The sequence below is a fragment of the Mesorhizobium sp. M1328 genome, assembly GCF_040318075.1.
Lineage (GTDB): Bacteria > Pseudomonadota > Alphaproteobacteria > Rhizobiales > Rhizobiaceae > Mesorhizobium.
This window is the reverse complement of the sequence record NZ_JAMYLO010000001.1, coordinates 162,527-188,812: the sequence shown is the minus strand read 5'-3', so window position 1 is coordinate 188,812 and position 26,286 is coordinate 162,527. Positions and strand designations below refer to the sequence as shown.

Below are 26,286 nucleotides of genomic sequence, written 5' to 3'. Positions count from 1 at the left end.
TTGCGCGGCCGGTGCGAATGCGCGATGCTGGCGCAATGAGCGAGGCGCTGCAGGAGTTGATCGAGATCGCCGGCCGCCATGCGCGCGGGCGACGAACAAGCACGGCGGTTCCCCGCGTTTCGATCGGCCGCAGCGAAGTTGCCACGCCGCCATTGCCAGGGGTGTGGGGGTTGGGGATCTTATTCGTATTGCAGGGCGCGAAGACGGTTCTGATCGGCGACCGGGCTCTTCGTTACAAGCCGGCCAGCTATTTCATCTACACTGTCGAGACGCCCACTATCAGCCAGATAATCGAAGCGAGCGCGGCGCGTCCTTATCTGGCCATTGGCTTGACCCTTGACCTGCAAGCCGTCGCCGCCCTCCTCGTCGAGCACGCGCCAGCCCTCGGCGGCGACAGTTTCTCCATCTCTCCCGTTGATGACGACCTGCTCGACGCGCTCCGTCGAATGATGCGGCTGCTTGACCGGCCAGCGGAGATTCCCGTGCTCGCGACCATGCTCAAGCGGGAGATGCTGTTTCGGCTCCTGCAAGGTCCGCAAGGCGGAAAGCTTCGTGAACTTGCGCGCGCCGATGGCCATCTGTCCCGAATTGGCCAGGCGATCGCCTGGATCCGTTCGCATCCCCATCAGCCGGTCCGGGTCGGGGATCTGGCTGAAATCGCCCATATGAGCAGTGCTGCGTTTTATCGTCACTTCAAGGCGGCGACGGCCATGAGCCCAGTCCAGTATCAAAAGCAAATCCGCTTGCTGGAAGCCCGCCATCTGCTGATTGCCCAGCCGGGCAACGTGGCGCGTGTCGCCTTCGCTGTCGGCTATGAGAGTGCTTCCCAGTTCAGCCGGGAATATGCCCGCCAGTTCGGGTCGCCGCCTGCCCGCGACGCAGCGCGGCTTTTGGCAGAAGGCGAAACGGCAATAGAGGTGATCTAGGCCTTGCGCTTCCTGCCGCTATCGCGCCGCTTCTCGCCGACTGCGACGGTCAGCGCCATAGCCAAAGCCATCGTCGCCGACAGCGAGCGGAAGCCGGCGAAATCGGCTTCGGCGACCTCGAACCAGACCCTGGCGAACTGGGCGAGCGGCGAAAAGGAGCTGTCGGTAATCGCCACGATCGGCACGCCTTGCTCCGAAATGACGCGCGCCTCCTCGATGGTGGCCGGGGCATAGGGCGAAAAGCTGATGGCGATGACGGCATCCCTTGGAGAGGCAAAGCCGATCATCTCCGCGTTCAGGCCGGCGGCCGATTCGATCAGCTGGTTGCGGATCTTGAGCTTGCCCAATGCATAGGCAATGTAGGAGGCGACCGGGTAGGAGCGCCGCTTGGCCAGCACATAAATGGTTTCCGCCTTGGCCAGCACGGCGATCGCGTCTTCGAAATGGTCTTCATTCAGCGTGCGCGAAATGTCGTTGAGCGAGGTGCTGGCTGCGGCGACAAAACCGTCGAAAATCGCGCGGTGGCCGGCGCCTTCGTCGGCCTTGGCGCGCAATGCCGCCAGCCTTTCATCGTAGGATGAGTTGCGCTCGCGCAGGCGCTCGCGAAACACCAGCTGCAGGCTGGTGAAACCGTCAAAGCCAAGCTGCTGGGCAAAGCGGATCAGGGTCGAAGGCTGGACACCGGCGGAAGCGGCGATGCTGGCAGCGGTGCCGAAGGCGATATCGTCGGGGTTATCGAGCGCATAGGCGGCGATCTGGGCGATACGTTTCGGCAGGCTCTGACGCCGCTCCAGGATCGTCGCCCGCAGCGTTTCGAAATCGCGAGGCACCCGTTCGTCCATCGTCGCTCCGCCCAGGCTCATCGTCGGTTCCCTCTGTGCCCCATCATAGCGGGCCTGTGCAAGAACACCATAAAAAATGAGGCAAGCGTTCCATTTGCAAACAAAATGGACTAATTCATCCACATAAGTTTGCACACAGGGAGGCAAGGCAGATGGTCAGGGTAGGTCTTATCGGCACGGGCTTCATGGGCAAGTGCCACGCCATTGCCTGGAACGCGGTCGGCACCGTCTTTCCCGATGTCGACAAGCCAAGGCTGGTCCATCTGGGCGAGGTCAACGAGGACCTTGCCAAACGCCGCGCCAGCGAATTCGGCTTCGCCAAGGCATCCGGCGACTGGCGTGCGGTGGTCGATGATCCCGATGTCGATGTCATCTCGCTGACCACGCCAAACCAGTTCCACCCGGAAATGGCCATCGCCATCCTCGAAGCCGGCAAGCATCTGTGGTGCGAGAAGCCGATGGCGCCAAGTTTTGCGGAGGCGCAAGCGATGGCTGCGGCGGCCCAAAAATCCGGCAAGGTGGCCGCGCTTGGCTATAACTACATCCAAAATCCCGCGATCCGCCACATCGGTGCGCTGCTCGACGAGAAGATCATCGGCGAGGTCAACCATCTGCGTATCGAGATGGACGAGGACTTCATGGCCGATCCGGAGGCGCTGTTCTTCTGGAAGCACGAGGCGGCGTCCGGTTACGGCGCGCTCGACGATTTCGCCGTACATCCGCTGTCGCTCATTGCCGTACTGTTCGGCCGTGTCGCCCGCGTCATGTGCGACATGGCCAGACCCTATGCCGACCGCCGCGTCGCCTCGGGCGGGCGCCGCGCCGTCGAGACCTATGACATCGCCAGCATCCTGATGCATCTCGAAAACGGCATTGCCGGCACGTTGCTGGTCAACCGTTCGGCCTGGGGCCGCAAGGGCCGGATCGCCATCCAGATTTTTGGTTCGAAGGGCTCGATCCTGTACGACCAGGAGCGGATGAACGAGTTCCAACTCTATCTGACAGCCGACCGGCCGACCGAGCAAGGCTATCGCACCATCCTGGTGGCGCCGCACCATACGCCTTACGACGCCTTCCTGCCGGCACCCGGCCACGGCCTTGGCTTCAATGATCTCAAGATCATCGAATGCTGGGAACTGTTGACGCGGCTTGCCGGCAAGCCGGCGCGGATCATCGACTTCGACGAAGGCCTGGAGATCGAGCGCACCGTGCACGCGATGGCGCGCTCGTTCGCGGAACAGCGCTGGATCGCAGTGCGGTAATTGCTGGGCGCCGGTTGCCCTTCTCCCACAACAAGGGGAGAAGGGGCATTGGCTGCCTCAGGCGGCTCCCGGACGGCCGGCGATCATGGCGCGGCGCACCGACCGGCGCCGCTCGACGGCGTCGGCAAGGCCGTGAAGCACCGTCTCGGTGGCTGCCCAGTCGATGCAGCCATCGGTGATGCTCTGGCCATAGACGAGCGGCTTGCCGGGCATGACGTCCTGCCGGCCGGCGACAAGGTTGCTCTCGATCATGACGCCGATGATGCGCTCGTCGCCTGCCGCGACCTGGCCAGCCACGTCGGCCGCCACCCCTGGCTGGTTTTCCGGCTTCTTGCTGCTGTTGGCGTGGCTGACATCGATCATCAGCCGCGGCGCCACGCCGATCCGGCCGAGTTCCGCGCAGGCAGCAGCAATGCTGGCCGCGTCATAATTCGGCACAATACCGCCGCGCAGGATGACGTGGCAGTCCTCGTTGCCGGTGGTCGTCGCGATGGCGCTGCGCCCGCCCTTCGTCACCGCCATGAAATGATGCGGCTGGGCGGCGGATTTCACGGCCTCGGCCGCGATCCGCAAATTGCCGTCGGTGCCGTTCTTGAAGCCGACCGGGCAGGACAGGCCCGATGCCAGTTCGCGATGGATCTGGCTCTCGGTCGTGCGCGCGCCGATCGCGCCCCAGGCGACGAGGTCGGCGATATATTGCGGAGTGGCCATGTCGAGGAATTCGGTCGCCGCCGGCAGACCGAGATTGTTGACGGCGGCGAGCACGTTGCGGGCCATCCGCAGCCCCTTGTCGATGTTGAAGCTGCCGTCGAGGTCGGGATCGTTGATCAGGCCCTTCCAGCCGACCGTCGTGCGCGGTTTCTCGAAATAGACGCGCATCACGATCTCCAGCCGATCCGACAGGCTTTCACGCAGCGATGCCAAGCGGCTGGCATAGTCTACGGCAGCGGCCGGATCGTGGATCGAACAAGGGCCGACGACGACCACCAGCCGATCGTCGATGCCGGTCAGCACGGTGTGGATGGCGTTGCGTGACGCGGCAACGGTGCGCGTCGCGGTCAGCGTGCGCGGTATCTCCCGCATCACCTCGTCCGGCGTGCTCAATTCCCTTATTTCTTTGACCCGAAGATCGTCTGTGGTCGTCAACACGGCATTCTGCTCCTGATTGGGAGACCTGCCGGCTGAAACAAAAAAGCCGCCAGGTCTGGCGGCTGTTCGGATGTTGTTGCTGCAATCTTCAGATCGAGCGCAATCCTCCCGCCGCCAGCGAGCTCATAAAGTACCAATATTTGGCGGTCAGGTTGATCATGAGGGCTGATATAGTCGATGCGGAGGCGCTTGTCACGTGCCAGGTGGCTCGGCTTGAAATGTGACATGTCGTCCATCGTCACCTAAGCCAAACCGCTTTATGCTTGACACGAAGCCGCTCCACCGAATGCGGCGCGAAAGCGAAATCAAAGGTTATGCCAGAGCCCCAAGGATACCATCTTCTCATAATCGTGGCGTTCGTATTGGCGATGGCCGGAATCGTCTATGGCTTGAGGTCTCCAAATTTGACTCTTGGCTGGCGCTTTGTGCTGTTCATTGCTGTTTTTGTTTTGAGTGCCCCTGGCCTCTTCCTTCTTTTCGCTTCGCTCGTCGCGCGTGCCGGGTAGACTGACACCCTTTATGGGCTCAGCCGTAGGGGAGCAGCATTCTGCGCCGCTGCAATGCTTTGAAGTCACATATGGATCTCGGGGTCTGCGCCGCGCCGCTTCGCTCCTTGCTTCGCCCCGCGATGAAGAAGCGATGGGCGTTTCCGCTAGTCGCCAAGGCATTCGGGATTTAAGCGCAAGCGCCTCCGATCTGTCACGAGCCGAGAAGGTCGTGTCTCAGTTTGCAATGTGTTCCAAACCTTGAGGATACCAGATGCCGCGACGAAACCAGTTGGCCGCACCCAAATTGGGCACGACATGGTTCTGGTCGAGATCGTTCATGTCCTTGATGATCTCGATACTGATAATTTCTTGGCGGATCCCGTAGGCAAGGGCGAAGAGTTGTAGGGCATCGGCTTCCGACCGGGCGGTAACGCTAACGCCAAGGCTACCGCTTATCCTGATCCAGTATGGATGCATCTCGGGTCACTTTCGAGGCCCAACATGCTGCGCCGAGCGGTTCATGCAGTCCAGGGATCGACGAGTTCAATTCCAAAGCCTTCGAAATCCTTCGTGTTACGCGTTGCCAAGGTGAGCTCCTGCGGCTACTCGGTTGATCCTATTCCGGCGACGACCCTGCGATGTTCTGATCGTAGTCGACCAGCGACCCGGTCATGACGCCGGACTGCGGGCTGATCATGTAGCTGATCAGTCGGGCAAGCTGCGCCGGCTTCACCAATTGGCCCATCGGCTGCGCGGCTTCGGCCTTCTCCAGCCAGTCGTCCGGCGCGTCATGCCATTTCTTCTGCACGATCGCCTCGCCCTCAGTATCCATCCAGCCGGGCAGCACCGCATTGCAGCGGATGCGATTGCCGCGATAGGCATTGGCGACATTCTTGGTCAGTGTCGCCAGCGCTCCCTTGCTCGACGAATAGGGTGCCAGGAACGACTGGCCGCAATGCGCCGACATCGACAGCACGTTGACGATCGAGCCCGGTGCCTGGCGCGCCAGCAAATGCGCCACCACTCCCTGCATCAAGAAAAACGGGCCGCGCACATTGGTCTGGAATATCTGGTCGAACAGATCCTCGGAGGTCTCGACCAGCGAGCCGCGGGCCGAGGTGGCGGCGGCGTTGACCAGCGCGTTGACGGTACCGAAATGGCCAATCGCCGTTTCGACCGCACGCTTGCAGTCGGCCACCTCTGAGACGTCGGCGCTGATAAAGATTGCATCGACGCCTGCCCGCTTGAGGGCGGCGACAGCCTTGTCGCCTTTCTCCTGCGAGCGGCCGATCAGCGCCAGTGCCCGGCAGCCCTCATCGGCCAGCGCTTCGGCGACGGCAAAGCCGATGCCTTGTGCGCCGCCGGTGACGATGGCGCGTGTTTCGGAATTGCGACCGGCTGAACCGTTCATCGCCTTGCTCCTGTGTTTGATAGTCAGATTGTTTTGTCGAGGCGGACGGTCTTGCCTTCCTTGGCCGATTTCAGCGCCGCATCTGCCAGCCTGAGCGCCACCAGCCCATCCTTGCCGCTCGGCGCCGCCTTCTTGCCTGACGTCGCTGCCGCGATGAAGGCGGCGATCTCGTTGGCATAGGCGTCGAGATAACGGGTCATGAAGAAATCGTGCAGCGGCGGCCGCGTATAGCCCTTTTCATTGGCCAGTTCGATCGACACCGGCCGCTGGTTCTCGGCCGCAATCATGCCTTTCGAGCCATGCACCTCGATGCGCTGATCGTAGCCATAGGTGGCGCGGCGCGAGTTGGAGATGACGCATTGCTTGCCGGAGGCAGTTTCGAGGATGACGCTGACGCTGTCGAAGTCGCCGGCCTCGCCGATCTTTTTGTCGACCAGCACCGAAGCGTGCGCGCTGACCGCCACCGGCTCCTCGCCGAGCAGGAAGCGCGCCATGTCGAAATCATGAATGGTCATGTCGCGGAAAATGCCGCCCGAGCGGCCGATATAGTCGAGCGGCGGCGGGCCGGGATCGCGCGAGGTGATGGTCACCATCTCGACCGTGCCGATGGCGCCGTCGTCGATCGCCTTGCGCACGGCGGCAAAGTGCGGATCGAAGCGGCGGTTGAAGCCTACCATCAGGGTGGCGCCAGCCTTGTCGACGACGGCCAGGCATTGTTCCACCCTGGCGGCGTCGAGGTCGATCGGCTTTTCGCAGAAGATCGCTTTACCCGCTTTGGCGAAGCGTTCGATCAGATCGGCATGAGTGTCGGTGGGCGTGCAGATGATGACCGCATCGATATCGCCGGCCTTCTCGATGGCATCGATGCTGCGCACTTCGGCGCCATAGGCAGAGGCCAGATCGGTCGCCGCCTTCTCGAACGCGTCGGCAACCGCAACCAGCCTGGCCTGCGGATTGGAACCAACGGCGCGAGCATGGACCTTGCCGATACGGCCGGCACCGAGAAGAGCAAAGCGAAGAGGCATGAAGAATTTCCTTTGAGGATGGTTTGGAAGGGAAGGCGTCAGCGCCTGTGGCTCAGCGTTGGCCCTTAGGCCGCAAGTTCCGCCTGCCCGGTCTTGGCGCCGGTGATGTAGGAGACGATATCGTTGCCGTCGGTGTCCTGCTTGCGCAAATTGGCGACGATGCGGCCGCGCCGGAAAACGACGATACGGTCGACCAGATCGAACACCTGGCGCATATTGTGAGAGATCAGGATTAGCGGTTCGCCATTCTCCTTCAGCGTGCGTATGATGTTTTCGACCTGCATCGTCTCCTGCACGCCGAGTGCCGCCGTCGGCTCGTCCATGATGATGAGCTTGGAAGCAAAGGTCGCGGTTCTGGCGATTGCCACGCACTGGCGCTGGCCACCCGACATGTGGCGGATGGTGTTGGAAAGATTGGGAATCTTGACCGCGGTGCGGACCAAGGCTGCCTCGGTCGCCTTGCGCATGAATTTGCGATCGAGGATCGAGAAGGGTCCTAGATTGAACAGCACCCGCTCGCGGCCGAGGAACAGGTTCGACGGCACGTCGAGGTCGTCGGCGAGCGCCAGGTTCTGAAACACCGTCTCGATGCCCGCCTCGCGGGCTTCGATGGGGCCGGCGAAATTCACTTCCTTGCCGTCGAACCACATCTTGCCGTTGGTGCGCTGCTCGACACCGGCAATCTGGCGCACGAAGGTCGATTTGCCGGCGCCGTTGTCGCCCATGATGGCGACGTGCTCGCCCTTGCGCAGCTCGAAATTGGCACCCTCCAGCGCATGGACGCCGCCATAATACTTGGTCAGGTTTTCGGTTTTCAGCACGACGTCCGACATGATCAAGCCCTCATTGCCCGCAGGCGTTGGCGCCACTGGTCGAGTACGACTGCGCCGACGATGATAACGCCCTTGACCATCTCCTGATAATAGGCGTCGAGGCGCAGAAAGGTGAAGCCGGAGATGATGACGCCGAAGATCAGCGAGCCGATCACCGTCCCGATAATCGAGCCGCGACCGCCCGACAGCGACACGCCGCCGATAACCGCCATGGCGATCGCGTCGAGCTCGTACATCACACCCATGCCGGCCTGGGCGGTGAGATTTTTCGAGCTCAGCACCACGGCGGCGAGCGCGGCGAGGACGCCGGCAATGACGTAGACGAGGATCTTGTGGTTGGCGATGTTGATGCCGGACATGCGCGCGGCGTCCTCATTGGAGCCGATTGCATAGCAGTGCTTGCCATATTTGGTGTAGCTCAGGATCAGCTGGAACAGCACCGCGAGTGATATGAAAATGATGACCGGCATCAGCCCCTTGCCGATGGAGGCGAAACTCTCGGTCGGAAACGAGATCGGCTGTCCCTTCGACCACCATTTGGCGATGCCGCGCGCGGTGACCATCATGCCGAGCGTGGCGATGAACGGCGGAATGCGCGTGTAGGCGATCAATGCACCGTTGACCAGGCCGGCCAGCAGACCGCAGCCGATCGCGACCAGCACCGGCACGATCACCGGCAGGTCGGTCCAGCCCTGGGCGATGAACATTGCCTTGGGGTTCGGGTTGCCGTTGACCGTCGCCACCTGGGCGAAGCTCATGGCGATCATCGCCGTGGCGCCGACGATCGAACCCGAGGACAGGTCGATGCCGCCGGTAATGATTACCTGCGTCACGCCGATGGCAATGATGCCGACGATCGACACCTGCAGGATGATGATCTGCAGGCGCGCCTCGTTGAAGATCGCATCGATATTGTCGCGGGTATTGAACAGGAAGCTGTCGCCCAGGAAAACCCGGCCGATCAGTTCGAAAGCGCCGACGAGGATGACGAGCGCCAGGAAGACGTTGAATTCGGCTGGCCATGCGCGCCGCTTCGCATCATAGCTGAGCCCGCCGACGCCGTGAGATGTCTGTGCCAATCGTGCTTCCTCCGTCAGCCACGGTCTCCACTCGGCGCTGTTCAGGCCGAGAGGGAAAAAGCGGAGCGGCGCTGTCTTACTTTGGCGCGCCGCTCCGTATCGGACAGGTCCGCCTCAGTTCTTCTTCAGGAACTTGTCGATATTCGCAGGCGTGACCAGCTGGAACGGGATGTAGACCTTGTGCTCGACCTTCTCGCCCTTCGCCAGCTTGAGCGCTGCGTCAAGCGCGCCGGCGCCCTGGCCGGCTGCGTCCTGGAACACCGTCGCATCGAGGTCGCCCGCCTGCATCGCCGCAAGCGCATCCTGGGTAGCGTCGACGCCGCCGACGACAACCGACTTCATGTCGATGTTGGCGGCCTTCATCGCCTGGATGGCGCCGATGGCGCTTTCGTCATTGTTGGCGATGACGCCGTCGAACGGCTTGCCTGTCGACAGCCAGTTGGTCATCAGGTTCTGCGCTTCTTCGCGCTTCCAGTTCGACGTCTGCTTGTCGATGATCTTGATGAAGCTGCACTCCGGCGTGGCGATCACGTCGTCAATGTCCTTGGTGCGCTGCACCGCTGCCTGGTTCGACAGCTCGCCCATGATCACATAGACATTGGCTTCAGTCTTGCCGGCCTCCTTGAACAGGCGGCAGACCTCCTTGGTCTCGAGCGTCCCGGAATCGGCTTCGTTCGAGGCAACGAAGGCCTGGTTTTCGGGCAGCGTGTCGACGTTGACCGGCTCGCGATTGACATAGACCAGCGGAATCTTGGCAGCGGCGGCTGCGTCCGACATCGCCTGGGTGGCCGAGGTGTCGACCGGGTTGACGATGATGGCGTCGACGCCCGAGGCGGCGAAGTTCTTGATCTGGTCGAGTTGCTTGGCGACGTCGTTCTGCGCATCCTCCACCTGCAGCTCGACGCCGTCCATGCCCTTGGCCTGCTCGATCATGCCGTTGCGCAGCACGGTGAGAAAATTGTCGTCGAACAACGCCATCGACACGCCGATCTTGGCTGCAAAGGCGGACGAACTCATCAGCGCCGCGAACGCGACGCCCAAAAGCAGTTTTTTCATTTTATTTCTCCTCCACATTGGTGTCCGGCTGCACCGATTTACCCGGAATCCCCGATCTCGCAGGGAATTCTCTCCCGATTGCCATTTTCAGTTCCGGAAGGCATTTGCCTGAAACAGATCTTCCGGAACGAAAGAACCAAAATGCTCAGTTGGTGAAATATTTATTCCATTTCGCGTGGGCGTCAAGCGAGATTTCGCCAAGAGCAATGGATTTTCGGCATTTCGAGCGCTTTTAGACGAACGCTCAGGCAAGCCAGGCCTGAAAGCGTTCTGATAGATTACATCATGTGTGCCGCCAATGACCGCGACGTCAGATGTTTTCCGGCAGATAAATGTCGAAGGGCAGAAAGGTCTGACCCGGCGCATTCGCAGCGCCGGTCTCGATGGCGTGCGCCATCAGCCCGACAAGCTCGCGGCAAAGCGCCGCCAGTGGCGTCGAGATCACCATCGTCAGGAAATTATCTGCCAGCGCCGCGCGGGAGTCGGGCGTGATCTCGTTGCAGACGACCGCCGGCATCTCAGCCGGCTTTGCCTCCCTCAGCGCCGAGATCGCGCCTTCCATGCCGCCACCGGCGACATAGCAACCGGCGAGATCGGGGTGGCGGGCCAGAAGCTCGATCATTGCATCATGCGTGATCTGGTTCGCTTCCAGATTGACCAACGTCTCGAGGAGAGTGAATTCCGGCGCCTGCTCGCGAAAAAAGGAGCGAAAACCGATCTCGCGAAGCTCATGGCCGTGGAAGCGATGGCTGCCGACGAAGAGGGCGACCTTGCCAGGTCTCTTCGCGGCCTTCGAGATCATCCAGGCAGCGGTGCGGCCAACCTTGCGATTGTCGAGGCCGACATAGCCCTCGCGAATACCGGACGCAAAGTCGGAAAGCAGGGAGAACACCGGTACACCATTGGCTTTGAGAGCCTCGACGGCGACCGTCAGCGTCGGGTGATCAGGCCCGACCAGGGCGACGGCCCTGGATTTGGCGGCCAGCTTGCGCATCCGCTCGACGATCTCGTCCGGCGCCAGCGAAGCGGCGAAGTCGATGGTGGCCACGCCGCGAAAGCGCGGCGACTGCGATACCGCCAGTTCAAGCTCGCGGGCAAATTCACTGTAGAAGACGTCCTCCCGCCTCAACAGCAGGAACCCGAGCCGGTATTCGGGCAATTCATGGCGCATCCGCTGCTTGATCAATCCGGCTGCGTGATAGCCGATGCTGGTCGCCGCTTCATAGACGCGGCGTGCGGTTTCCTCGCGCACTGGCAAGCGGTTGTTCAGCACCCGGTCGACGGTGGCAACGCTGACCCCCGAAATGCGTGCCAGGTCGGTGATCGTCGGCCGTTTCGCCATCGCTGCCTCGCTCTACTGTCCGGCTCCTTTTACACCATTCTGATGGAAAATGATAGAAACTATCTTTGTGATATTGAGCCTATCAGGGCTCGGCGTTATTTTGAACGCTGACCGAATATGATCGAGGCCTCCGCCATGGTGGATATTGGACTCCGAACCGGGAATACGAGCTCCGCAGCAGCGTCCCGACGCGACTACAGCCTGATCGGCCGCGACGCGAAGCTCGCCGTCGAGAGCGGGCTGGCGGCGGCCGAGTGGTATCACACCGACGTGCCGCGCAAGCAGATGAAGGAGCTGATGCAGCGCTCCGACGGCCCGGCAATCCGCGATACCATCATCTGGCTCGGCGCCTTAGTCCTGAGCGGCGCCGGCGCCGTCTGGTTCTGGGGCAGTTGGTGGTGTGTGCCGTTCTTCTTCGTCTACGGCGTCCTCTACGGTTCCTCCACCGATTCACGCTGGCACGAATGCGGCCACGGCACCGCTTTCAGGACGCAGTGGATGAACGACGTGGTCTATCAGGTCGCCTGCTTCATGATCATGCGCAACCCGGTGACCTGGCGCTGGAGCCACACGCGCCATCACACTGATACCATCATCGTCGGCCGCGATCCGGAGATCTCGGTCATGCGGCCGCCCGATCTGCTGCGCGTCGTTCTCAACTTCGTCGGTATTCTCGATGCCTGGCATGCGATGAGCGACATGCTGCGCAATGCAGCCGGCATCATCAGCCCGGCCGAAGGAACATTCATTCCCGACCAGGAGCAGCCGAAGGCAATCCGCATTGCCCGCATCTGGACGACAATCTATGCCGCGACCATTGCGCTGGCGCTCTACACGGGCTCGTTCCTGCCGCTGATGCTGGTCGGTCTGCCCAGGCTTTACGGTGCCTGGCATCATGTCATGGTCGGCCTGCTGCAGCATGGCGGCCTGGCCGAAAACGTCACCGATCACCGGCTCAACAGCCGCACCGTCTACATGAACCCGATAAGCCGCTTCATCTACTGGAACATGAACTACCACGTCGAACATCACATGTTTCCCATGGTGCCCTATCATGCGCTGCCCAGGCTGCATGAACTGATCAAGCACGATCTGCCGGCGCCGACGCCGTCCATCCTGGCCGGCTACCGCGAGATGATACCGGCTTTCCTGCGCCAGCTGCGCAATGAGGATTATTTCATCAAGCGCGAACTGCCGCCGACGGCGAGGCCCTATCGCGAGGACTTCCACAGGGATAACGCTGCCGCTGCTGTGGCTGCCGAATGACAAGCCCATGCCGAGGGCGCCAAGAATTGGGGGAGGCGTAAATGAGCGACTGGGTCGAGGCCTGTGACGCCGGGGACATCGACGAAGAGGACGTGATGCGCTTCGACCATGGCGGCCGCACCTTCGCCGTCTACCGCAGCCCCGACGACGAGTATTTCGCCACCGACGGGCTTTGCACGCATGAGAAGGTGCATCTGGCGGACGGGCTGGTGATGGACGATATCATCGAATGCCCGAAGCATAATGGCCGCTTCAATTACAAGACTGGGGCTGCCAGGGGCGCGCCGGTCTGCGTCGATCTAAGAACCTATCCGGTCAAAGTCGACGCCGGCAAAGTCCTTGTCCGGATCGGTTGATGATGACGAAGGGAATGGTCATCATCGGCGCCGGCGAATGCGGCGGGCGCGCCGCCCTTGCGCTGCGCGAGCTCGGCTATGATGGCCCGGTGACGCTGGTCGGCGACGAGCCGCATCTGCCCTATGAGCGGCCACCGCTGTCGAAAGACGCGATGGTCGCCGACTCGCCCCTGCTCAAGGCGATCGCAAGCGAGGCGGTCCTGGCCGAAAGATCGATCAGGCATATCCATTCGGTCCAGGCGGTGGCGATCGACCGCGCGGCGCATGTCGTGCGCCTCTCGGACGGTTCCGTCCTGGCCTACGAGAAGCTCCTGCTGGCGACCGGTTCGGTGCCGCGCAAGCTGCCGATGCCGGGCCTTGGCGGGCGCTGCGTCTACCTCCGGACCTTCAACGACGCGCTGGCCATTCGCGCCCATCTCAGCGCCGGAAATCGCATCGCCATCATTGGCGGCGGCTTCATCGGGCTTGAGCTTGCCGTGGCGGCACGCAGACTGGGTGCGGCGGTCACAGTTATCGAGGCGCAGCCGCGCATTCTGATGCGCGGCGTGCCGGCCGAGATCGCCGAGATCATCCATCAGGCGCATGAAGCCGAAGGCGTCAAAATCCTGTGCGGCGAGGGCATCGCCGCCATTGCCGATGACGGCGCCGAAGTGCGCATCACGCTTGCCGGTGGACACGACATTGTCGCCGATCTTGCCGTGATCGGCATCGGCGCCGTGCCGGTGACCGGACTTGCCGCGGAAGCAGGGCTGACGATCGACAATGGTATCGCCGTCGACGCCGAGCTTCGCACCAGCGACCCGGACATCTTTGCCGCCGGCGATTGCTGCTCGTTTCCGCTCGCCTTCTATGGTGGCCGGCGCGTGCGGCTCGAAGCTTGGCGCAATGCGCAGGAGCAGGGCGCGCTCGCCGCAAAAAACATGCTTGGCGCCGGCGAGGCCCATGCGGCGGTGCCGTGGTTCTGGTCGGATCAGTACGGCCTGACCTTGCAGATCGCCGGCCTGTCGGACGAAGGCCGCAGCATTGTGCGCCGCGATCTCGGCGCCGGCGCCTTCATCCTGTTCCACCTCGCCGAGGACGGCAGGCTGGTTGCGGCAAGCGGCATTGGCCCCGGCAACGCGATCGCGCGCGACGTAAGGCTGGCCGAGATGCTGATTGCAAAGCAGGCAAAGCCGGCGCCGGAAGCGCTGGGCTCGCAGACCGTGAAGTTAAAGTCGCTGCTGGCGGCTTGATCCGCCGCGTGGATAGTTGGCCGAACGCGTTCGGCTAAAACAGCGCCTTCAGCTCCGGCAGCTTGTCGTTGACCAGCCAGCCATAGTAATTTTCCTCCGGCAGCTTTTCCGGCTCGCCCGCAGCGCGGCGCTTGTCGTTCTCGGCCTTCAGCGCATAGGCACGCTGTTCGGGGTTGCCGACATTGTAGAGCGTCGACGTGATGCCGGGATTGCCTGAGATGTCGAAGCCGGCAATGCTTTCATAGGCGTCGATCGACTTCCTGATCGTCGCCGCGACATAAGGCAGTGTCAGGTCAGGGTCCATGATTGTCTTGTAGACCGCGTTCGGGTCGCCGACGTCGAGCTCCGGCAGGCCGGAAACCTTGTGCACGAGGTCGCTCATCTGCAGTGCCGTCAGCGGATTGAGCTGGCCAAGGCCAAAGGTCTGGCCGGCATAATAAGGCTGGAAGAAAGTGGCGCCGAAGCGGTCGTTGGGAAAGCTCTCGCCGTTGACGGTTTTGCCGCGGAACGACCGGTTCCACACCTGTTCGCGGCACTCCCACAGATCGTAGCTGTCGGACTTCCCTGCGCATTTCGCAAATTGCGGCCGTTGCACGAAATCGGTGATGTCCTCGCCATCATAGGCAAAGGAGAGCTTGCTCGACAGGTACGAGATCGCCTTCACGTAATAGGTCTGCAGCCGGTCATAGGCATCGACATTATAAGTATGCTCGCCGACGACGGCTCCAACGATATGCATTGGGTCGATGCCATAGGCCGCGGCTGCCTGCTTGATCTTGCCGCGCAGTTCGGCATCGTTCTGGAGCAGCGCAAAGACTTTTCGGTATTTCGCCTGGAACGTGGTGTTGGTCGCCTGGGTGCGCCGGCTCGATGCGCCCGGTATGTCGGGTTGCTCGGTGTTGCGGTTGCCCGGCGGCACCATCGTTGCCGCTTGCGCGGCGAACATGGCTGCCGCCAGCGTCAGCCCCAAAATGACGAGGATCAGTTTTTTCATGCGCCGCCGCCCAAATAATCGCCGGCAAACTAGGTAATGCTCCACCGGGAGTCGAGAGACGCCTGCACCGGACGGGACGAAAGCTTGCCGGATGCTTCCATTTGGCCACACATCGGGAATGCCGGGCCGAATTAGGCGGAGACCGGGAGCAATTCCCCGGCCTCTTCGAGAATGAAGCGTCTCCTACAGGATGAAACGCGACAAGTCCGTGTTTCTGGAGAGGTCGCCGACGTGCTTCTCGACATAGGCGGCATCGATGGTCACCGAGGTGCCGTTACGGTCCGGCGCGTCATAGGAGATGTCGTCAAGCACCCGTTCCATCACCGTCTGCAGCCGCCTGGCGCCAATGTTCTCGACGCTTGCGTTGAGGTCCACGGCGATGCCGGCCAACGAATCGATCGCGTCGTCGGTGAAGACCAAGTCGACGCCTTCGGTCTTCATCAGCGCGATATACTGCTTGATCAGGCTGGCTTCGGTCTCTGTGAGGATGCGGACGAAATCGTCCTTCTCCAGCGCCCGCAGCTCGACGCGGATCGGCAGGCGGCCCTGCAATTCCGGCAGCAGGTCGGAGGGCTTGGCGACGTGGAACGCGCCCGAGGCGATGAACAGGATGTGGTCGGTCTTCACCGGTCCGTATTTGGTCGCAACCGTGGTGCCTTCGACCAGCGGCAGCAGGTCGCGCTGCACGCCTTCACGCGAAACGCCGGCACCGATGCCGCCTTCGCGCGAGGCGATTTTGTCGATCTCGTCAAGAAAGACGATGCCGTCGTTCTCGGTCGATTCGAGTGCCCTGCGCACCACTTCGTCCTGATCGAGCAGCTTGTCGGACTCGTCGCCGATCAACAGCCCGTAGGACTCCTTGACCGTCGTCTTGCGCAACTTGGTCTTCTTGCCACCCATCGCCTTCGACAGCATGTCGTTGATATTGAGCACGCCGATATTGGCGCCCGGCATGCCGGGGATCTCGAAGCCGGGCATGCCGCCATTGCCGGTATCGGCCACTTCGATCTCGATCTCCTTGTTGTCGAGCTCGCCGTCGCGCAGCTTCTTGCGGAAACTGTCGCGGGTGGCCGGGCTTGCCGTCTTGCCGACGAGGGCTTCGAGCACCCGTTCCTCGGCGTTGATGTGGGCTCGCGCCTTGACGTCCTCGCGCATCTTCTCGCGCACCAGCCCGATGGCGATCTCGACCAGATCGCGGATGATCTGCTCGACATCGCGGCCGACATAGCCGACCTCCGTAAACTTGGTGGCTTCGACCTTGACGAAAGGCGCACCGGCAAGGCGTGCCAGGCGGCGCGATATCTCGGTCTTGCCGACACCGGTCGGGCCGATCATCAGGATGTTCTTCGGCATCACCTCTTCGCGCATCTGGCCCTCGAGCTGCTGGCGGCGCCAGCGGTTGCGCAAGGCAATCGCCACGGCACGCTTGGCGTCTTTCTGGCCGATGATGAAGCGGTCGAGTTCCGAAACGATTTCGCGGGGAGAGAAGGTGCTCATGTCACTAAATTCCACTTTGCCACTGCCGAATGGACTCGAACGGATGCAGCAGCATGATCACGTTGAGTGTCAGATTGTCCCGGATGAGATAGCCGACACCGAATTCGAAGATGAGGGCGAGGGTTACGATCACCCATATAGGAAGCCTTCGCGCCATGACAAACCCCAGCACCATTGCCAGCGTGTCCGACACCGAATTGATGATGCTGTCGCCATAATAGTCGAGCGAGATCGTGCCGGCGCGATAGCGATCGATGATGAAAGGGCTGTTCTCGAGCAGCTCCCAGCCGCCCTCTATCACCACCGCAAAGGCCAGCCTGAGCCCGATCGGCGAGCGCGGGAAAAGAAACCACGCCAGCGCATAGAACAGGAAGCCGTGAATGATGTGCGAGAAGCTGTACCAGTCGGAAATATGCTGGGAATTCTCGGAGCTCTGCACGATGCCGTGCCACAGCTTGACGTAGCCGCAGGTACAAATCGGCGTCCGCCCCATGCCGTAGAGGACCCCGGCCTGGAAGATGACCAGGCCGAGAACCAGCAGAAGCCCCATTCGCCAGCTGTCTTCGTAGGCCGAGACGGTTTTGTCGCTGGAAACGCTCATGCTGCTATTGCCCCTCTTCTGTGTCACCCTGTTCGGCATCACCCTGTTCGGCGTCACCCTCTGGGGCATCAATCGCCATCAGCACGGCATCGCCATATTCCGACTTCCTGCGATCGATAGCCCTGAAACCGGCCTTTTCATAGGCTCGGATAGCCCGTGCATTGGCTGGGTCCGGATCGATGATGACGCGCGGCGCCCCTTCCTCGAAAAGCTGCTCGACGAACTGCCGGACGATCGCCGAGCCGTGGCCGATCCCGACAAGCTCCGGCACGCCGATCGACAGATCGATGCCGAGCGTGCCGAACGGCTGGTCGCTATAGGGATAGCCATCCTCCAGATGTGGATCGTAGCTCTGCAGATAGCCGATGGGTTTGCCGTCGAGCTCGACAATCAGCGGCTCGACCGAAATGCTGTCGATATGTTCGCGGATCTCCGCGATCTCGGTCTCTGGATCGTTCCACCATTCGGCGACATGCGGCTCGGCAAGCCAGCCGGCGATCATCGGCAGGTCCCTCTGGGTCACAGGCCGAAAACCATAGCGGAGGCTCCGCTCAGGCGGCATCGAGGGTTTCGACGACGAAGCTGTTGTTGGTGTAGACGCAAATGTCTGATGCGATCTGCATCGCCTTGCGGGCGATCTCCTCTGCGCCCTTGTCGCTATCCATCAAGGCGCGTGCCGCTGCCAGCGCGTAATTGCCGCCCGAGCCGATGGCCATGACGCCAAATTCGGGCTCCAGCACGTCGCCGGTGCCGGTCAGTGCCAACGACACCGACTTGTCGGCCACCAGCATCATCGCTTCCAGCCGCCGCAAATAGCGGTCGGTGCGCCAGTCCTTGGCGAGCTCCACGCAGGCGCGTGTCAGCTGGTCGGGATATTGTTCGAGCTTGGCTTCGAGCCGCTCGAGCAGAGTGAAGGCGTCGGCGGTGGCGCCGGCGAAACCAGCGATGACGTTGCCGCCCTTGCCGATGCGGCGCACCTTCTTGGCGTTGCCTTTCATGATGGTCTGGCCGAGGCTGACCTGGCCGTCGCCGGCGATCACCACTTTGCCGCCCTTGCGCACGGTCAGGATGGTCGTGGCATGCATGGTCAGTTCATTCGACATTTTCCGCTCCGATAAGCACCGATCCCATCAAGGCGATCGGCGCGTTACGAGTGACTTGATCGGCCATATGTATGCATAGGCCGGACGATTGCAAACCGACCATCCGCCGGGCCGGACTGTGCTCCGCAGCGGTAACTGGCAATCGCCGGACCATGCTGCTAGAAGGCTTTCGTTTTCAGGCATGTGAACGCCTGAATCATGCAAATCTGAGACAAGGATGAGGTCATGGCGCCCCGTTCCGCCGAGATAAGCCGCAAGACCAAGGAAACCGACATCTCCGTGTCGGTTCAGGTCGACGGCTCGGGCAAATCCGACATTTCGACGGGCGTCGGCTTCTTCGACCATATGCTGGACCAGTTGTCGCGCCATTCGCTGATCGACATGACCGTGAAGGCCAAGGGCGACCTGCACATAGACGACCACCACACGGTCGAGGATACGGGCATCGCGCTCGGCCAGGCGCTGGCCAAGGCATTGGGCGAGCGGCGCGGCATCATGCGCTACGCCTCGATCGATCTCGCCATGGACGAAACGCTGACGCGGGCGGCAATCGATGTCTCCGGCCGGCCTTTTCTGGTCTGGAATGTTTCATTCTCGTCGCCGAAGATCGGTACGTTCGACACCGAGCTGGTGCGCGAATTCTTCCACGCGCTGGCGCAGAATGCCGGCATCACGCTGCATGTCACCAATCATTACGGCGCCAACAACCACCACATCGCCGAGACCTGCTTCAAGGCCGTGGCGCGTGCGTTGCGTTCGGCACTTGAGCGCGACCCGCGCCAGCCGGATGCGGTTCCCTCCACCAAGGGATCCCTGAAAGGATAGCGTCATGGCCATCTATATCGTGATGGAGCCGCCAGGCCGCAGCGAAAGCGTGGACACTACCTTTATCCGTGACGGCTTTGCCTGGCTCGGCTTCCTGGTGCCGCCGCTGTGGCTGGCGTGGCACCGGCTGTGGGTCGAGGCGGCATTGGCCTTTGTCGCCATGGGCCTGCTCTCGATGCTGGGCGAAAGGCTGGGCCTCGAAACAACCGGCTCGCTTTTATCCCTGCTTGTCATGCTCTTTATCGGACTGGAAGGGCAGGGCTTGCGGATCGCAGCCCTGCGCCGTCGCGGCTGGCATGAATGGGGCGTGGTCGAGGCCGACAGGCTCGACGACGCCGACGTCCGCTATGCATTGGAAGCCGAAGCCCAGTCGGATGAACAACCGCCGGTGCAACGCATCGTTCCGGACGCAGCACTTGCCCGGCCGGCGCAGATGGGCATGGCGCTGGGGCTGAACCATATTCCGGGAAAGCCCTGAGATGAGGGTCGCGATCATCGACTACGGGTCGGGCAATCTGCGCTCGGCCACCAAGGCCTTCGAGCGTGCCGCGCATGAAGCCGGCATTGCCGCCGCGATCGAACTCACCGCCGATGCCGAGCGGGTCAGGACCGCCGACCGCATCGTCCTGCCGGGCGTCGGTGCCTATGCCGATTGCGCCGCTGGACTGCGTGCGGTCGCCGGCATGTGGGAAGCGGTGGAGGATGTGGCGATCGCCAAGGCTCGGCCGTTCCTCGGCATCTGCGTCGGCATGCAGCTGATGTCGGAGCGAGGCCTGGAAAAGACCGTCACAAAGGGCTTTGGCTGGATCGCAGGCGACGTCAAGGAGATCACGCCGGCCGATCCGACACTGAAGATCCCGCAGATCGGTTGGAACACGATTGACCTGAAGCGCAAGCATCCGCTGTTTTCCGGCATTGCGACGGGCGGCAAGGGACTGCACGCCTATTTCGTCCACTCCTACCATCTGGACGCACGGAAGGAGGATGAGGTGCTGGCGGTTGCCGACTATGGCGGCCCGGTAACGGCCGCTGTCGCCCGCGACAACCTAGCCGGAACGCAATTCCACCCCGAGAAGAGCCAGGCGCTGGGCCTGGCGCTGATCACCAATTTCCTAGGCTGGAGGCCCTGAACCATGAGCAAGAAGGGCTATTGGATGGCGATGGTCGATGTCCACGATCCTGAGATCTACAAGCAGTACATCGAGGCCAATGCCGCGGCTTTCGCGAAATACGGCGCGAAGTTCCCGGTGCGCGCCGGGCGGTATACCAGCCCGGAAGGGCCGACAGGCAATCGCCACGTGCTGGTGGAATTCGAATCCTATGAAAAGGCGATGGAATGCTACGGCTCGCCTGAATACCAGGAGGCCTTGAAGTACAGGCTCGCCGGCTCGACCGGCCACTTTGTCATCGTCGAAGGCGCCTGAAGGTGTTTCTGTTTCCGGCGATAGACCTCAAGGACGGCAAATGCGTGCGCCTCCGGCATGGCGACATGGCGACGGCGACGATCTACAATGACGATCCCGCGGCTCAGGCGCGCGCCTTCGAAGAGCAGGGCTTCGAATGGCTGCACGTCGTCGACCTCAACGGCGCCTTCAAGGGCCAGAGCGTCAACAGCGCGGCGGTCGGCGCCATCCTCAAGGCGACGAACAATCCGGTGCAGCTCGGCGGCGGCATCCGCACTCTGGCGCAAATCGAGGACTGGCTCGACCGTGGGCTGGCCCGCGTCATTCTTGGCACCGTGGCGGTGCGCGATCCGGATCTGGTCAGGCAGGCGTGCAAGGCGTTCCCGGGCAAGATCGCCGTCGGCATCGACGCCAAGGGCGGCAAGGTCGCGGTCGAAGGCTGGGCCGAGGCATCGAGCCTCGGCGTCATCGAACTGGCGAGGAAATTCGAAGGCGCCGGCGTTGCTGCCATCATCTACACCGACATCGATCGCGACGGTGTGCTGGCAGGCATCAACTGGGACGCAACCATCGACCTCGCCGAGGCGGTTTCGATCCCGGTCATCGCCTCGGGCGGGCTCGCCTCGATCGCCGACATCGTGCGCATGACCATGCCCGATGCGCAGAAGCTCGAAGGCGCGATCTCCGGCCGCGCGCTCTACGACGGCCGCATCGATCCGGCCGAGGCACTGGCGATCCTGCGCGGCAAGCCGATGGCAGGGGTGTGAAACGTGAAGGTCTCGATTATCCTCGCCCCCTATGACAGCGGGCACTATCACGAAGGGTGCGGCCAGGGGCCGGACGCCATTGTCGGCGGTGGGCTGGTCGAAGCCCTGACCGTGGCTGGCCATGACGTCGCCGTCGAAGATATCGGCAAGGTGGGAGACGAGCAGGAGCGCGAAATTGCAACCGGCTTCGCCGTCTGCAACGCTGTCGCGACTAAGGTTAGCCTCGCCCGCGATGGAGAACGCTTCCCCATTATCCTTGCTGGAAATTGCCTGACCGCCGCCGGTGCGGTCACCGGTGAAGTTGCGGATTCGATCATCTGGATCGACCAGCATGGCGATCTCAACACGCCGGAGACGTCGGCCTACGGCTTTCTCGACGGCATGGCGCTGGCGGCGACGCTCGGGCTCTGCTGGCGTCCGATGGCGGCAGCGATTCCGGGGTTCCGGCCGATAGACCCGGCGCGCTGTATGCTGGTCGATGCCCGCGACCTCGATCCCGACGAAAAGCGCCTGCTGGAAACTTTGCCGATCGTGCGCACCGAATGTGCCGGTGCACTCGATAGAGTCGGAAAGCTCACAGCGGCAGGGGCCGTCCAGGCACATCTGCATCTGGACCTGGATGTTCTAGATCCGGATGTGTTGCAGGTGAACCGCTACGCGCATCCGGGCGGCCCGAGCCCGGAACAGCTACGGCAGCTTGCCTGCGGACTGGCCAGGTCAATCCCGATCGTCGGCGTGACGCTCTCGGCCTACGACCCGGCCTTTGATTCCCAGGCCGAGGTTCCGCCCGTCGTCGGCCAGCTGCTTGTCGATTTTCTTGCGGAGATCGAGAGGATCTGATGCTGAAAGCCCGCGTCATCCCCTGTCTCGACGTCAAGAACGGCCGCGTCGTCAAGGGCGTCAATTTCGTCGACCTGGTCGATGCCGGCGATCCCGTCGAAGCGGCAAAAGCCTATGACGCGGCCGGCGCCGACGAGCTCTGCTTTCTCGACATCACCGCCTCGTCGGAAAACCGCGAGACCATTTTCGATGTCATCGCCCGCACCGCCGAACAATGTTTCATGCCGCTGACCGTTGGCGGTGGCGTCCGTCAGGTCGCCGACATCAGGAAGCTGCTTCTGGCCGGCGCCGACAAGGTGTCGATCAACACGGCGGCGGTGAAGACCCCCAATTTTGTCGCCGAAGCAGCCGACAAATTCGGCAACCAGTGCATCGTCGTCGCTATCGATGCCAAGAAAGTGTCCGCTGCGGGCGAGGCCGGTCGCTGGGAGATATTCACCCATGGCGGCCGCGAGAAGACCGGCATCGATGCCGTCGAGTTCGCTCGGCAAGTGGTCGATCTCGGCGCCGGCGAGATCCTGCTGACATCGATGGACCGCGACGGCACCAAGGCCGGCTACGACATAGCCCTAACCCGCGCGGTCGCCGATGCCGTACGCGTGCCGGTTATCGCTTCCGGCGGCGTCGGCACGCTCGACCACCTGGTCGAAGGCATTCGCGATGGCCATGCCGGCGCGGTGCTGGCGGCGTCGATCTTCCATTTCGGCACCTACAGCATCGCCGAGGCCAAGCTGCATATGGCTCAGGCCGGACTGCCGATGCGGCTGGACTCGCCGGGTAATCGGTCCTAGAGCCTTTCCGGCTAAGAAGAGGCTGTAAACGCCGTCATGACTGAGTTCTCACTCTCCGATCTGGAGAAGATCATTGGCGAACGCGCACGCTCCGGCGATCCGGATTCGTGGACGGCCAAGCTCTTTCAGCGCGGCATGAGCAAGGCAGCGCAGAAACTCGGCGAAGAGGCGGTCGAAACGGTGATCGCAGCCGTCAGCGCCGATAGGGCCGCGCTTGTTTCGGAAAGCGCCGATCTCATTTATCATTGGCTTGTCGTTCTTGGCGTAGCGGGCATTCCGCTGAGCGATGTGCTCAACGAGCTTGAACGCCGCACCGGTCGTTCGGGCATCGCCGAAAAGGCGTCTCGGCTGGACCGGGGCTGATCGCTGCGGAGGAACTCGATGGACCAGCTCGCTCCTACCGAGAAGTATTCACCCTATCGTTTCTTCTCGGCCGAGCAATGGTCGCGGTTCCGCGCCGATACGCCGATGACGCTGACCGCAGACGAGATCCATCGTCTGCGGTCGCTGAACGATCCGGTCGATCTCCACGAGGTCGAGCGCATTTACCTTTCGATGTCGCGGCTGTTGTCGGCTCATGTCGAAGCCAGTCAACTCTTGTTCAGGCAACGCCAGGTCTTCTTCAACGCGCTGGACGTGGCCAAGACACCGTTCATCATCGGCATTGCCGGTTCCGTGGCGGTCGGCAAATCGACCACGGCGCGCGTCCTAGAGGAGCTGCTGGCGCGCTGGCCGTCGAGTCCCAAGGTCGACCTGGTCACCACCGACGGTTTCCTGCTGCCGAACGAAGTACTGCGCCGCAACAATCTGATGGAGCGCAAGGGCTTTCCCGACAGCTACGACGTCGGCGCGCTGCTGCGCTTCCTGTCCGGCATCAAATCGGCGCAGCGTAACGTCCTCGCGCCAGTCTATTCGCACCTGACCTATGACGTCATTCCGGGCGAGTTCCAGACCATCGACCGGCCGGACATCCTGATTTTCGAAGGCATCAATGTCCTGCAGCCGGGCAAGTTGCCGAAGGACGGCAAGATCGTGCCTTTCCTGTCGGATTTCTTCGACTTCGCCATCTATATCGATGCCGAGGAGGCGCTGATCCATCACTGGTATATCGCCCGCTTCATGCGGCTGCGCGAAACCGCCTTCCGCGACCCGGCTTCCTTCTTCCATCGCTATTCGCAACTTTCCGAGGATGCGGCCCGCGCCATCGCCGAGGGCCTGTGGACCAACATCAATCTGAAGAATTTGCGCGAGAATATATTGCCGACCCGCGCCCGAGCCGATCTCATCCTGCGCAAGGGCGCCAACCATCTGGTCGAGGAAGTGGCGCTCCGAAAACTTTGAAATCCTGAGGCATTCCTTAAAGTCATCTTAACCCAGTCTTCCTATTGTCGGGCTTGATCTGCGGGCTCGGCAAACAATGAATGCGCCATTCCTAAATATTGATCGGCCGGCAGCTGGCCGCGCGGCACATCCGGGCAGCGGCGCCGCAACGATTGCCCTGATCGTGCCGGTCCACAATGAGGAAGGCGCAATTGCTCCATTCCTGAAGGCCGTGTGTGAAAGCACTGCTCCGCTGAAGGACAAAGGCGTTGCCCTCGAGTTCATCTTCGTCAACGACGGCAGCAGCGATACGACGCTCGAAAAGCTGATCGAAGCTCAACAAACCGATCCACGCATCCACGTAATCGACCTTTCGCGCAATTTCGGCAAGGAAGCTGCGATGACCGCGGGTCTCGACAGCTGCGATGCCGATGCAGCGATTCCGATGGATGTCGATATGCAGGATCCGCCGCATGTCATTCCGCTGCTTGTGGAAAAGTGGCGCGAGGGTTTCGAGGTTGTTCTTGCCAAGCGAGCCAACCGGTCGAGCGACAGCTTTCTCAAGCAGCGCTCCGCCTCGATGTTCTACCGCGTTCACAACTGGATCGCGCAGCAGAAGATCCCGCACGATGTCGGTGACTTCCGTTTGATCGACCGTCAGGTCATCCAGGCGCTGCGGTCTTTGCCCGAACGCCGTCGTTTCATGAAGGGCCTGTTCGCCTGGGTCGGGTTCCGCACCGCAAGCATCGAATATGTCCGCGATCAGCGCATCGCCGGCCAGTCGAAATTCTCCGGCTGGAAGCTGTGGAACTTCGCGCTCGAAGGCATTACCAGCTTCTCCACCGCTCCGCTTGAAATCTGGACCTATGTCGGCGCAACGATTTCCGCACTGTCGTTCCTCTACGGCCTGCTGATCGTCGCCAAGACAATGATCTTTGGCGTTGATGTTCCCGGCTACGCCTCGCTGCTGGTCAGTGTTCTTTTCCTTGGCGGCATCCAGTTACTCGGCATCGGCATCATCGGACAGTACCTCGGCAGGGTCTACGCCGAGATCAAGCAGCGTCCGATCTACATTGTGCGCCGCAAATATGAGGGAATGAGCTGATGGAGCTCGACGCCTACCGACAGATGGCCGCCACCGAAGACGAGCATTGGTGGTTCTGCGGGCGTCGCGCCATCGCAGAGGCGGTCATTCGCAGCATCGACCTGCCCGAAAAGGCGCGCATCGTCGAGATCGGCGCCGGCACCGGCGGCAACATCAGGATGCTGGAGCAGTTCGGCGCCGTGACGGCAGTCGAGATGAGCGATCTCGCGCGCAGGATTGCCTGGGAAAAGACCGGCCGTGACTTCCTTGCCGGATATCTGCCGGACAACATTCCTGTCGCGCCGCAAAGCTGCGACCTGGTTTGCCTGTTCGACGTGCTGGAACATGTCGCCGAAGACGAGGCATCGCTTGCCGCGATCCGCCAAATGCTGAAACCGGGCGGCAGCGTCGTCCTCACGGTGCCCGCACACCAATGGTTGTGGAGCACGCATGATGTGGGGCTGCATCATATGCGGCGCTATTCGCGCAATCTGCTGCGTGAACGAATTGAAAGGGCTGGCTTCAGGATCGACCGGCTGAGCTACACAAATGCCGCACTCTTTCCTGTAGCGGCACTGGCACGGCTGGTGGACAGGTTGCGCACGTCGGCCTTGCCAGCCGGCCATGCAACGCCGCCGAAACCACTGAATGCGGCGATGAAGGCAGTGTTTTCGGCGGAAGGCCGCATCATACCAAATGCAAGCCTGCCCTTCGGTGTTTCGCTGCTGGCGGTATTCCGCAAGGACGACGCCGTCGAAACCGGTCGCCTCGACGAGAAATTGGCTGCTTGACCG

At 62.0% G+C, this 26,286-nt stretch carries 30 protein-coding genes and 1 pseudogene; 16 read left to right on the top strand and 15 right to left on the bottom strand.

Annotation, left to right across the window (positions count from 1 at the left end; translation table 11 throughout):
* Nucleotides 1-35 precede the first annotated feature (35 nt).
* Nucleotides 36-926 (top strand): AraC family transcriptional regulator, encoded by an 891-nt coding sequence (locus NKH23_RS00915; protein ID WP_352911746.1) that lies wholly within the window; start codon nt 36-38, stop codon nt 924-926.
* Here the strand turns inward: NKH23_RS00915 and NKH23_RS00910 are convergent.
* Nucleotides 923-1,768 (bottom strand): MurR/RpiR family transcriptional regulator, encoded by an 846-nt coding sequence (locus tag NKH23_RS00910; RefSeq protein ID WP_352912205.1) that lies wholly within the window; start codon nt 1,766-1,768, stop codon nt 923-925. The two genes, NKH23_RS00915 and NKH23_RS00910, sit on opposite strands and share 4 nt — an antisense overlap.
* Nucleotides 1,769-1,920: 152 nt before the next feature.
* Between NKH23_RS00910 and NKH23_RS00905 the strand changes: the two genes are divergently transcribed.
* Nucleotides 1,921-3,030 carry a Gfo/Idh/MocA family protein gene (locus NKH23_RS00905; RefSeq protein ID WP_352911743.1) on the top strand — a complete coding sequence of 370 codons (1,110 nt, stop codon included), beginning with the start codon at nt 1,921-1,923 and terminating at the stop codon, nt 3,028-3,030.
* Between the two features lie 57 nt (nt 3,031-3,087).
* Here the strand turns inward: NKH23_RS00905 and NKH23_RS00900 are convergent, their stop codons facing one another.
* From NKH23_RS00900 to NKH23_RS00860, 9 genes and pseudogenes are all read right to left on the bottom strand, one after another.
* A complete protein-coding gene (locus NKH23_RS00900) occupies nt 3,088-4,179 on the bottom strand; it encodes a 3-deoxy-7-phosphoheptulonate synthase (protein ID WP_352911740.1) in 1,092 nt (363 codons plus the stop codon).
* A gap of 722 nt (nt 4,180-4,901) precedes the next feature.
* Nucleotides 4,902-5,144, bottom strand: coding sequence for a hypothetical protein (locus NKH23_RS00895; RefSeq protein WP_352717171.1), 243 nt, complete (start codon nt 5,142-5,144; stop codon nt 4,902-4,904).
* A 41-nt stretch (nt 5,145-5,185) separates the two neighbouring features.
* A pseudogene (locus NKH23_RS00890) lies at nt 5,186-5,263 on the bottom strand (VapC toxin family PIN domain ribonuclease); the annotation flags it as partial.
* Between the two features lie 20 nt (nt 5,264-5,283).
* The gene (locus NKH23_RS00885; RefSeq protein WP_352911737.1) at nt 5,284-6,078 is read right to left on the bottom strand and encodes an SDR family oxidoreductase; all 795 of its coding nucleotides are present in this window, start codon (nt 6,076-6,078) and stop codon (nt 5,284-5,286) included.
* A 23-nt stretch (nt 6,079-6,101) separates the two neighbouring features.
* Nucleotides 6,102-7,103, bottom strand: coding sequence for an inositol 2-dehydrogenase (gene iolG, locus NKH23_RS00880; RefSeq protein ID WP_352911735.1), 1,002 nt, complete (start codon nt 7,101-7,103; stop codon nt 6,102-6,104).
* A gap of 65 nt (nt 7,104-7,168) precedes the next feature.
* Nucleotides 7,169-7,936, bottom strand: a complete 768-nt coding sequence (locus tag NKH23_RS00875; protein ID WP_352911733.1) for an ATP-binding cassette domain-containing protein — start codon at nt 7,934-7,936, stop codon at nt 7,169-7,171.
* A gap of 2 nt (nt 7,937-7,938) precedes the next feature.
* The gene (locus NKH23_RS00870; protein WP_352911732.1) at nt 7,939-9,015 is read right to left on the bottom strand and encodes an ABC transporter permease; all 1,077 of its coding nucleotides are present in this window, start codon (nt 9,013-9,015) and stop codon (nt 7,939-7,941) included.
* A 114-nt stretch (nt 9,016-9,129) separates the two neighbouring features.
* Complete coding sequence (locus tag NKH23_RS00865) at nt 9,130-10,071, bottom strand: sugar ABC transporter substrate-binding protein (RefSeq protein ID WP_352451673.1); 942 nt, start codon at nt 10,069-10,071, stop codon at nt 9,130-9,132.
* Nucleotides 10,072-10,381: 310 nt separating this feature from the next.
* Nucleotides 10,382-11,413, bottom strand: a complete 1,032-nt coding sequence (locus NKH23_RS00860; RefSeq protein WP_023677522.1) for a LacI family DNA-binding transcriptional regulator — start codon at nt 11,411-11,413, stop codon at nt 10,382-10,384.
* Nucleotides 11,414-11,548: 135 nt separating this feature from the next.
* Between NKH23_RS00860 and NKH23_RS00855 the strand changes: the two genes are divergently transcribed.
* The 3 genes from NKH23_RS00855 to NKH23_RS00845 are packed head-to-tail and all read left to right on the top strand — an operon-like array spanning nt 11,549 to nt 14,267.
* The gene (locus NKH23_RS00855; RefSeq protein ID WP_352717365.1) at nt 11,549-12,679 is read left to right on the top strand and encodes a fatty acid desaturase family protein; all 1,131 of its coding nucleotides are present in this window, start codon (nt 11,549-11,551) and stop codon (nt 12,677-12,679) included.
* 41 nt (nt 12,680-12,720) lie between these two features.
* Entirely contained in the window at nt 12,721-13,035 is a 315-nt protein-coding gene (locus tag NKH23_RS00850; protein ID WP_352464700.1) for a MocE family 2Fe-2S type ferredoxin, read from the top strand.
* Nucleotides 13,036-13,037: 2 nt separating this feature from the next.
* A complete protein-coding gene (locus tag NKH23_RS00845) occupies nt 13,038-14,267 on the top strand; it encodes an NAD(P)/FAD-dependent oxidoreductase (protein WP_352977134.1) in 1,230 nt (409 codons plus the stop codon).
* A 34-nt stretch (nt 14,268-14,301) separates the two neighbouring features.
* Here NKH23_RS00845 and NKH23_RS00840 read toward each other — a convergent pair whose 3' ends face one another.
* The 5 genes from NKH23_RS00840 to hslV form a co-directional block, all read right to left on the bottom strand.
* Nucleotides 14,302-15,261 (bottom strand): DUF1402 family protein, encoded by a 960-nt coding sequence (locus NKH23_RS00840; protein WP_352717180.1) that lies wholly within the window; start codon nt 15,259-15,261, stop codon nt 14,302-14,304.
* A gap of 183 nt (nt 15,262-15,444) precedes the next feature.
* Nucleotides 15,445-16,758, bottom strand: a complete 1,314-nt coding sequence (hslU, locus tag NKH23_RS00835; protein WP_352464697.1) for an ATP-dependent protease ATPase subunit HslU — start codon at nt 16,756-16,758, stop codon at nt 15,445-15,447.
* A 4-nt stretch (nt 16,759-16,762) separates the two neighbouring features.
* Nucleotides 16,763-17,359, bottom strand: a complete 597-nt coding sequence (locus tag NKH23_RS00830; RefSeq protein ID WP_254815925.1) for a DUF2585 domain-containing protein — start codon at nt 17,357-17,359, stop codon at nt 16,763-16,765.
* 4 nt (nt 17,360-17,363) lie between these two features.
* On the bottom strand, nt 17,364-17,921 hold the full coding sequence (locus NKH23_RS00825; RefSeq protein WP_353034144.1) for a GNAT family N-acetyltransferase: 558 nt from the start codon (nt 17,919-17,921) through the stop codon (nt 17,364-17,366).
* Complete coding sequence (hslV, locus tag NKH23_RS00820) at nt 17,911-18,462, bottom strand: ATP-dependent protease subunit HslV (protein WP_292660356.1); 552 nt, start codon at nt 18,460-18,462, stop codon at nt 17,911-17,913. The genes NKH23_RS00825 and hslV overlap by 11 nt, the downstream gene beginning before the upstream one ends.
* A 225-nt stretch (nt 18,463-18,687) precedes the next feature.
* Between hslV and hisB the strand changes: the two genes are divergently transcribed.
* The 11 genes from hisB to NKH23_RS00765 all read left to right on the top strand — a co-directional run bounded on the left by hisB (nt 18,688) and on the right by NKH23_RS00765 (nt 26,283).
* A complete protein-coding gene (hisB, locus tag NKH23_RS00815; RefSeq protein WP_352717183.1) occupies nt 18,688-19,287 on the top strand; it encodes an imidazoleglycerol-phosphate dehydratase HisB in 600 nt (199 codons plus the stop codon).
* 4 nt (nt 19,288-19,291) lie between these two features.
* Complete coding sequence (locus NKH23_RS00810) at nt 19,292-19,765, top strand: DUF2628 domain-containing protein (protein ID WP_352911724.1); 474 nt, start codon at nt 19,292-19,294, stop codon at nt 19,763-19,765.
* Nucleotide 19,766: 1 nt separating this feature from the next.
* Nucleotides 19,767-20,417, top strand: a complete 651-nt coding sequence (gene hisH / locus NKH23_RS00805; protein ID WP_352717185.1) for an imidazole glycerol phosphate synthase subunit HisH — start codon at nt 19,767-19,769, stop codon at nt 20,415-20,417.
* Between the two features lie 3 nt (nt 20,418-20,420).
* Entirely contained in the window at nt 20,421-20,711 is a 291-nt protein-coding gene (locus tag NKH23_RS00800) for a DUF1330 domain-containing protein (RefSeq protein ID WP_352717187.1), read from the top strand.
* Nucleotides 20,712-20,713: 2 nt separating this feature from the next.
* Nucleotides 20,714-21,457 (top strand): 1-(5-phosphoribosyl)-5-[(5-phosphoribosylamino)methylideneamino]imidazole-4-carboxamide isomerase, encoded by a 744-nt coding sequence (gene hisA / locus NKH23_RS00795; protein ID WP_352911719.1) that lies wholly within the window; start codon nt 20,714-20,716, stop codon nt 21,455-21,457.
* 3 nt (nt 21,458-21,460) lie between these two features.
* A complete protein-coding gene (locus NKH23_RS00790; RefSeq protein ID WP_353034142.1) occupies nt 21,461-22,297 on the top strand; it encodes an arginase family protein in 837 nt (278 codons plus the stop codon).
* Nucleotides 22,294-23,088, top strand: coding sequence for an imidazole glycerol phosphate synthase subunit HisF (gene hisF / locus NKH23_RS00785; RefSeq protein ID WP_352912200.1), 795 nt, complete (start codon nt 22,294-22,296; stop codon nt 23,086-23,088). The genes NKH23_RS00790 and hisF overlap by 4 nt, the downstream gene beginning before the upstream one ends.
* Nucleotides 23,089-23,124: 36 nt before the next feature.
* A complete protein-coding gene (locus NKH23_RS00780) occupies nt 23,125-23,451 on the top strand; it encodes a phosphoribosyl-ATP diphosphatase (protein ID WP_292660336.1) in 327 nt (108 codons plus the stop codon).
* Between the two features lie 18 nt (nt 23,452-23,469).
* On the top strand, nt 23,470-24,429 hold the full coding sequence (gene coaA, locus NKH23_RS00775; RefSeq protein WP_352911713.1) for a type I pantothenate kinase: 960 nt from the start codon (nt 23,470-23,472) through the stop codon (nt 24,427-24,429).
* A 76-nt stretch (nt 24,430-24,505) separates the two neighbouring features.
* Nucleotides 24,506-25,513, top strand: coding sequence for a glycosyltransferase family 2 protein (locus tag NKH23_RS00770; RefSeq protein ID WP_352911711.1), 1,008 nt, complete (start codon nt 24,506-24,508; stop codon nt 25,511-25,513).
* Nucleotides 25,513-26,283 (top strand): class I SAM-dependent methyltransferase, encoded by a 771-nt coding sequence (locus tag NKH23_RS00765; RefSeq protein WP_352717195.1) that lies wholly within the window; start codon nt 25,513-25,515, stop codon nt 26,281-26,283. The genes NKH23_RS00770 and NKH23_RS00765 overlap by 1 nt, the downstream gene beginning before the upstream one ends.
* Nucleotides 26,284-26,286 lie beyond the last annotated feature (3 nt).

Coding starts and splice junctions, on each gene's coding strand:
- NKH23_RS00910 (WP_352912205.1), bottom strand. CDS start 1,768: ATGGACGAACGGGTGCCTCGCGATTTCGAAACGCTGCGGGCGACGATC.
- NKH23_RS00825 (WP_353034144.1), bottom strand. CDS start 17,921: ATGCCGCCTGAGCGGAGCCTCCGCTATGGTTTTCGGCCTGTGACCCAG.
- hisH (WP_352717185.1), top strand. CDS start 19,767: ATGAGGGTCGCGATCATCGACTACGGGTCGGGCAATCTGCGCTCGGCC.
- coaA (WP_352911713.1), top strand. CDS start 23,470: ATGGACCAGCTCGCTCCTACCGAGAAGTATTCACCCTATCGTTTCTTC.
- NKH23_RS00865 (WP_352451673.1), bottom strand. CDS start 10,071: ATGAAAAAACTGCTTTTGGGCGTCGCGTTCGCGGCGCTGATGAGTTCG.
- NKH23_RS00770 (WP_352911711.1), top strand. CDS start 24,506: ATGAATGCGCCATTCCTAAATATTGATCGGCCGGCAGCTGGCCGCGCG.
- hslV (WP_292660356.1), bottom strand. CDS start 18,462: ATGTCGAATGAACTGACCATGCATGCCACGACCATCCTGACCGTGCGC.
- NKH23_RS00810 (WP_352911724.1), top strand. CDS start 19,292: ATGGCCATCTATATCGTGATGGAGCCGCCAGGCCGCAGCGAAAGCGTG.
- NKH23_RS00840 (WP_352717180.1), bottom strand. CDS start 15,261: ATGAAAAAACTGATCCTCGTCATTTTGGGGCTGACGCTGGCGGCAGCC.
- NKH23_RS00915 (WP_352911746.1), top strand. CDS start 36: ATGAGCGAGGCGCTGCAGGAGTTGATCGAGATCGCCGGCCGCCATGCG.
- NKH23_RS00895 (WP_352717171.1), bottom strand. CDS start 5,144: ATGCATCCATACTGGATCAGGATAAGCGGTAGCCTTGGCGTTAGCGTT.
- NKH23_RS00765 (WP_352717195.1), top strand. CDS start 25,513: ATGGAGCTCGACGCCTACCGACAGATGGCCGCCACCGAAGACGAGCAT.
- NKH23_RS00860 (WP_023677522.1), bottom strand. CDS start 11,413: ATGGCGAAACGGCCGACGATCACCGACCTGGCACGCATTTCGGGGGTC.
- hisB (WP_352717183.1), top strand. CDS start 18,688: ATGGCGCCCCGTTCCGCCGAGATAAGCCGCAAGACCAAGGAAACCGAC.
- hslU (WP_352464697.1), bottom strand. CDS start 16,758: ATGAGCACCTTCTCTCCCCGCGAAATCGTTTCGGAACTCGACCGCTTC.
- NKH23_RS00850 (WP_352464700.1), top strand. CDS start 12,721: ATGAGCGACTGGGTCGAGGCCTGTGACGCCGGGGACATCGACGAAGAG.
- NKH23_RS00800 (WP_352717187.1), top strand. CDS start 20,421: ATGAGCAAGAAGGGCTATTGGATGGCGATGGTCGATGTCCACGATCCT.
- NKH23_RS00845 (WP_352977134.1), top strand. CDS start 13,038: ATGACGAAGGGAATGGTCATCATCGGCGCCGGCGAATGCGGCGGGCGC.
- NKH23_RS00905 (WP_352911743.1), top strand. CDS start 1,921: ATGGTCAGGGTAGGTCTTATCGGCACGGGCTTCATGGGCAAGTGCCAC.
- NKH23_RS00780 (WP_292660336.1), top strand. CDS start 23,125: ATGACTGAGTTCTCACTCTCCGATCTGGAGAAGATCATTGGCGAACGC.
- NKH23_RS00830 (WP_254815925.1), bottom strand. CDS start 17,359: ATGAGCGTTTCCAGCGACAAAACCGTCTCGGCCTACGAAGACAGCTGG.
- NKH23_RS00885 (WP_352911737.1), bottom strand. CDS start 6,078: ATGAACGGTTCAGCCGGTCGCAATTCCGAAACACGCGCCATCGTCACC.
- NKH23_RS00855 (WP_352717365.1), top strand. CDS start 11,549: ATGGTGGATATTGGACTCCGAACCGGGAATACGAGCTCCGCAGCAGCG.
- iolG (WP_352911735.1), bottom strand. CDS start 7,103: ATGCCTCTTCGCTTTGCTCTTCTCGGTGCCGGCCGTATCGGCAAGGTC.
- NKH23_RS00875 (WP_352911733.1), bottom strand. CDS start 7,936: ATGTCGGACGTCGTGCTGAAAACCGAAAACCTGACCAAGTATTATGGC.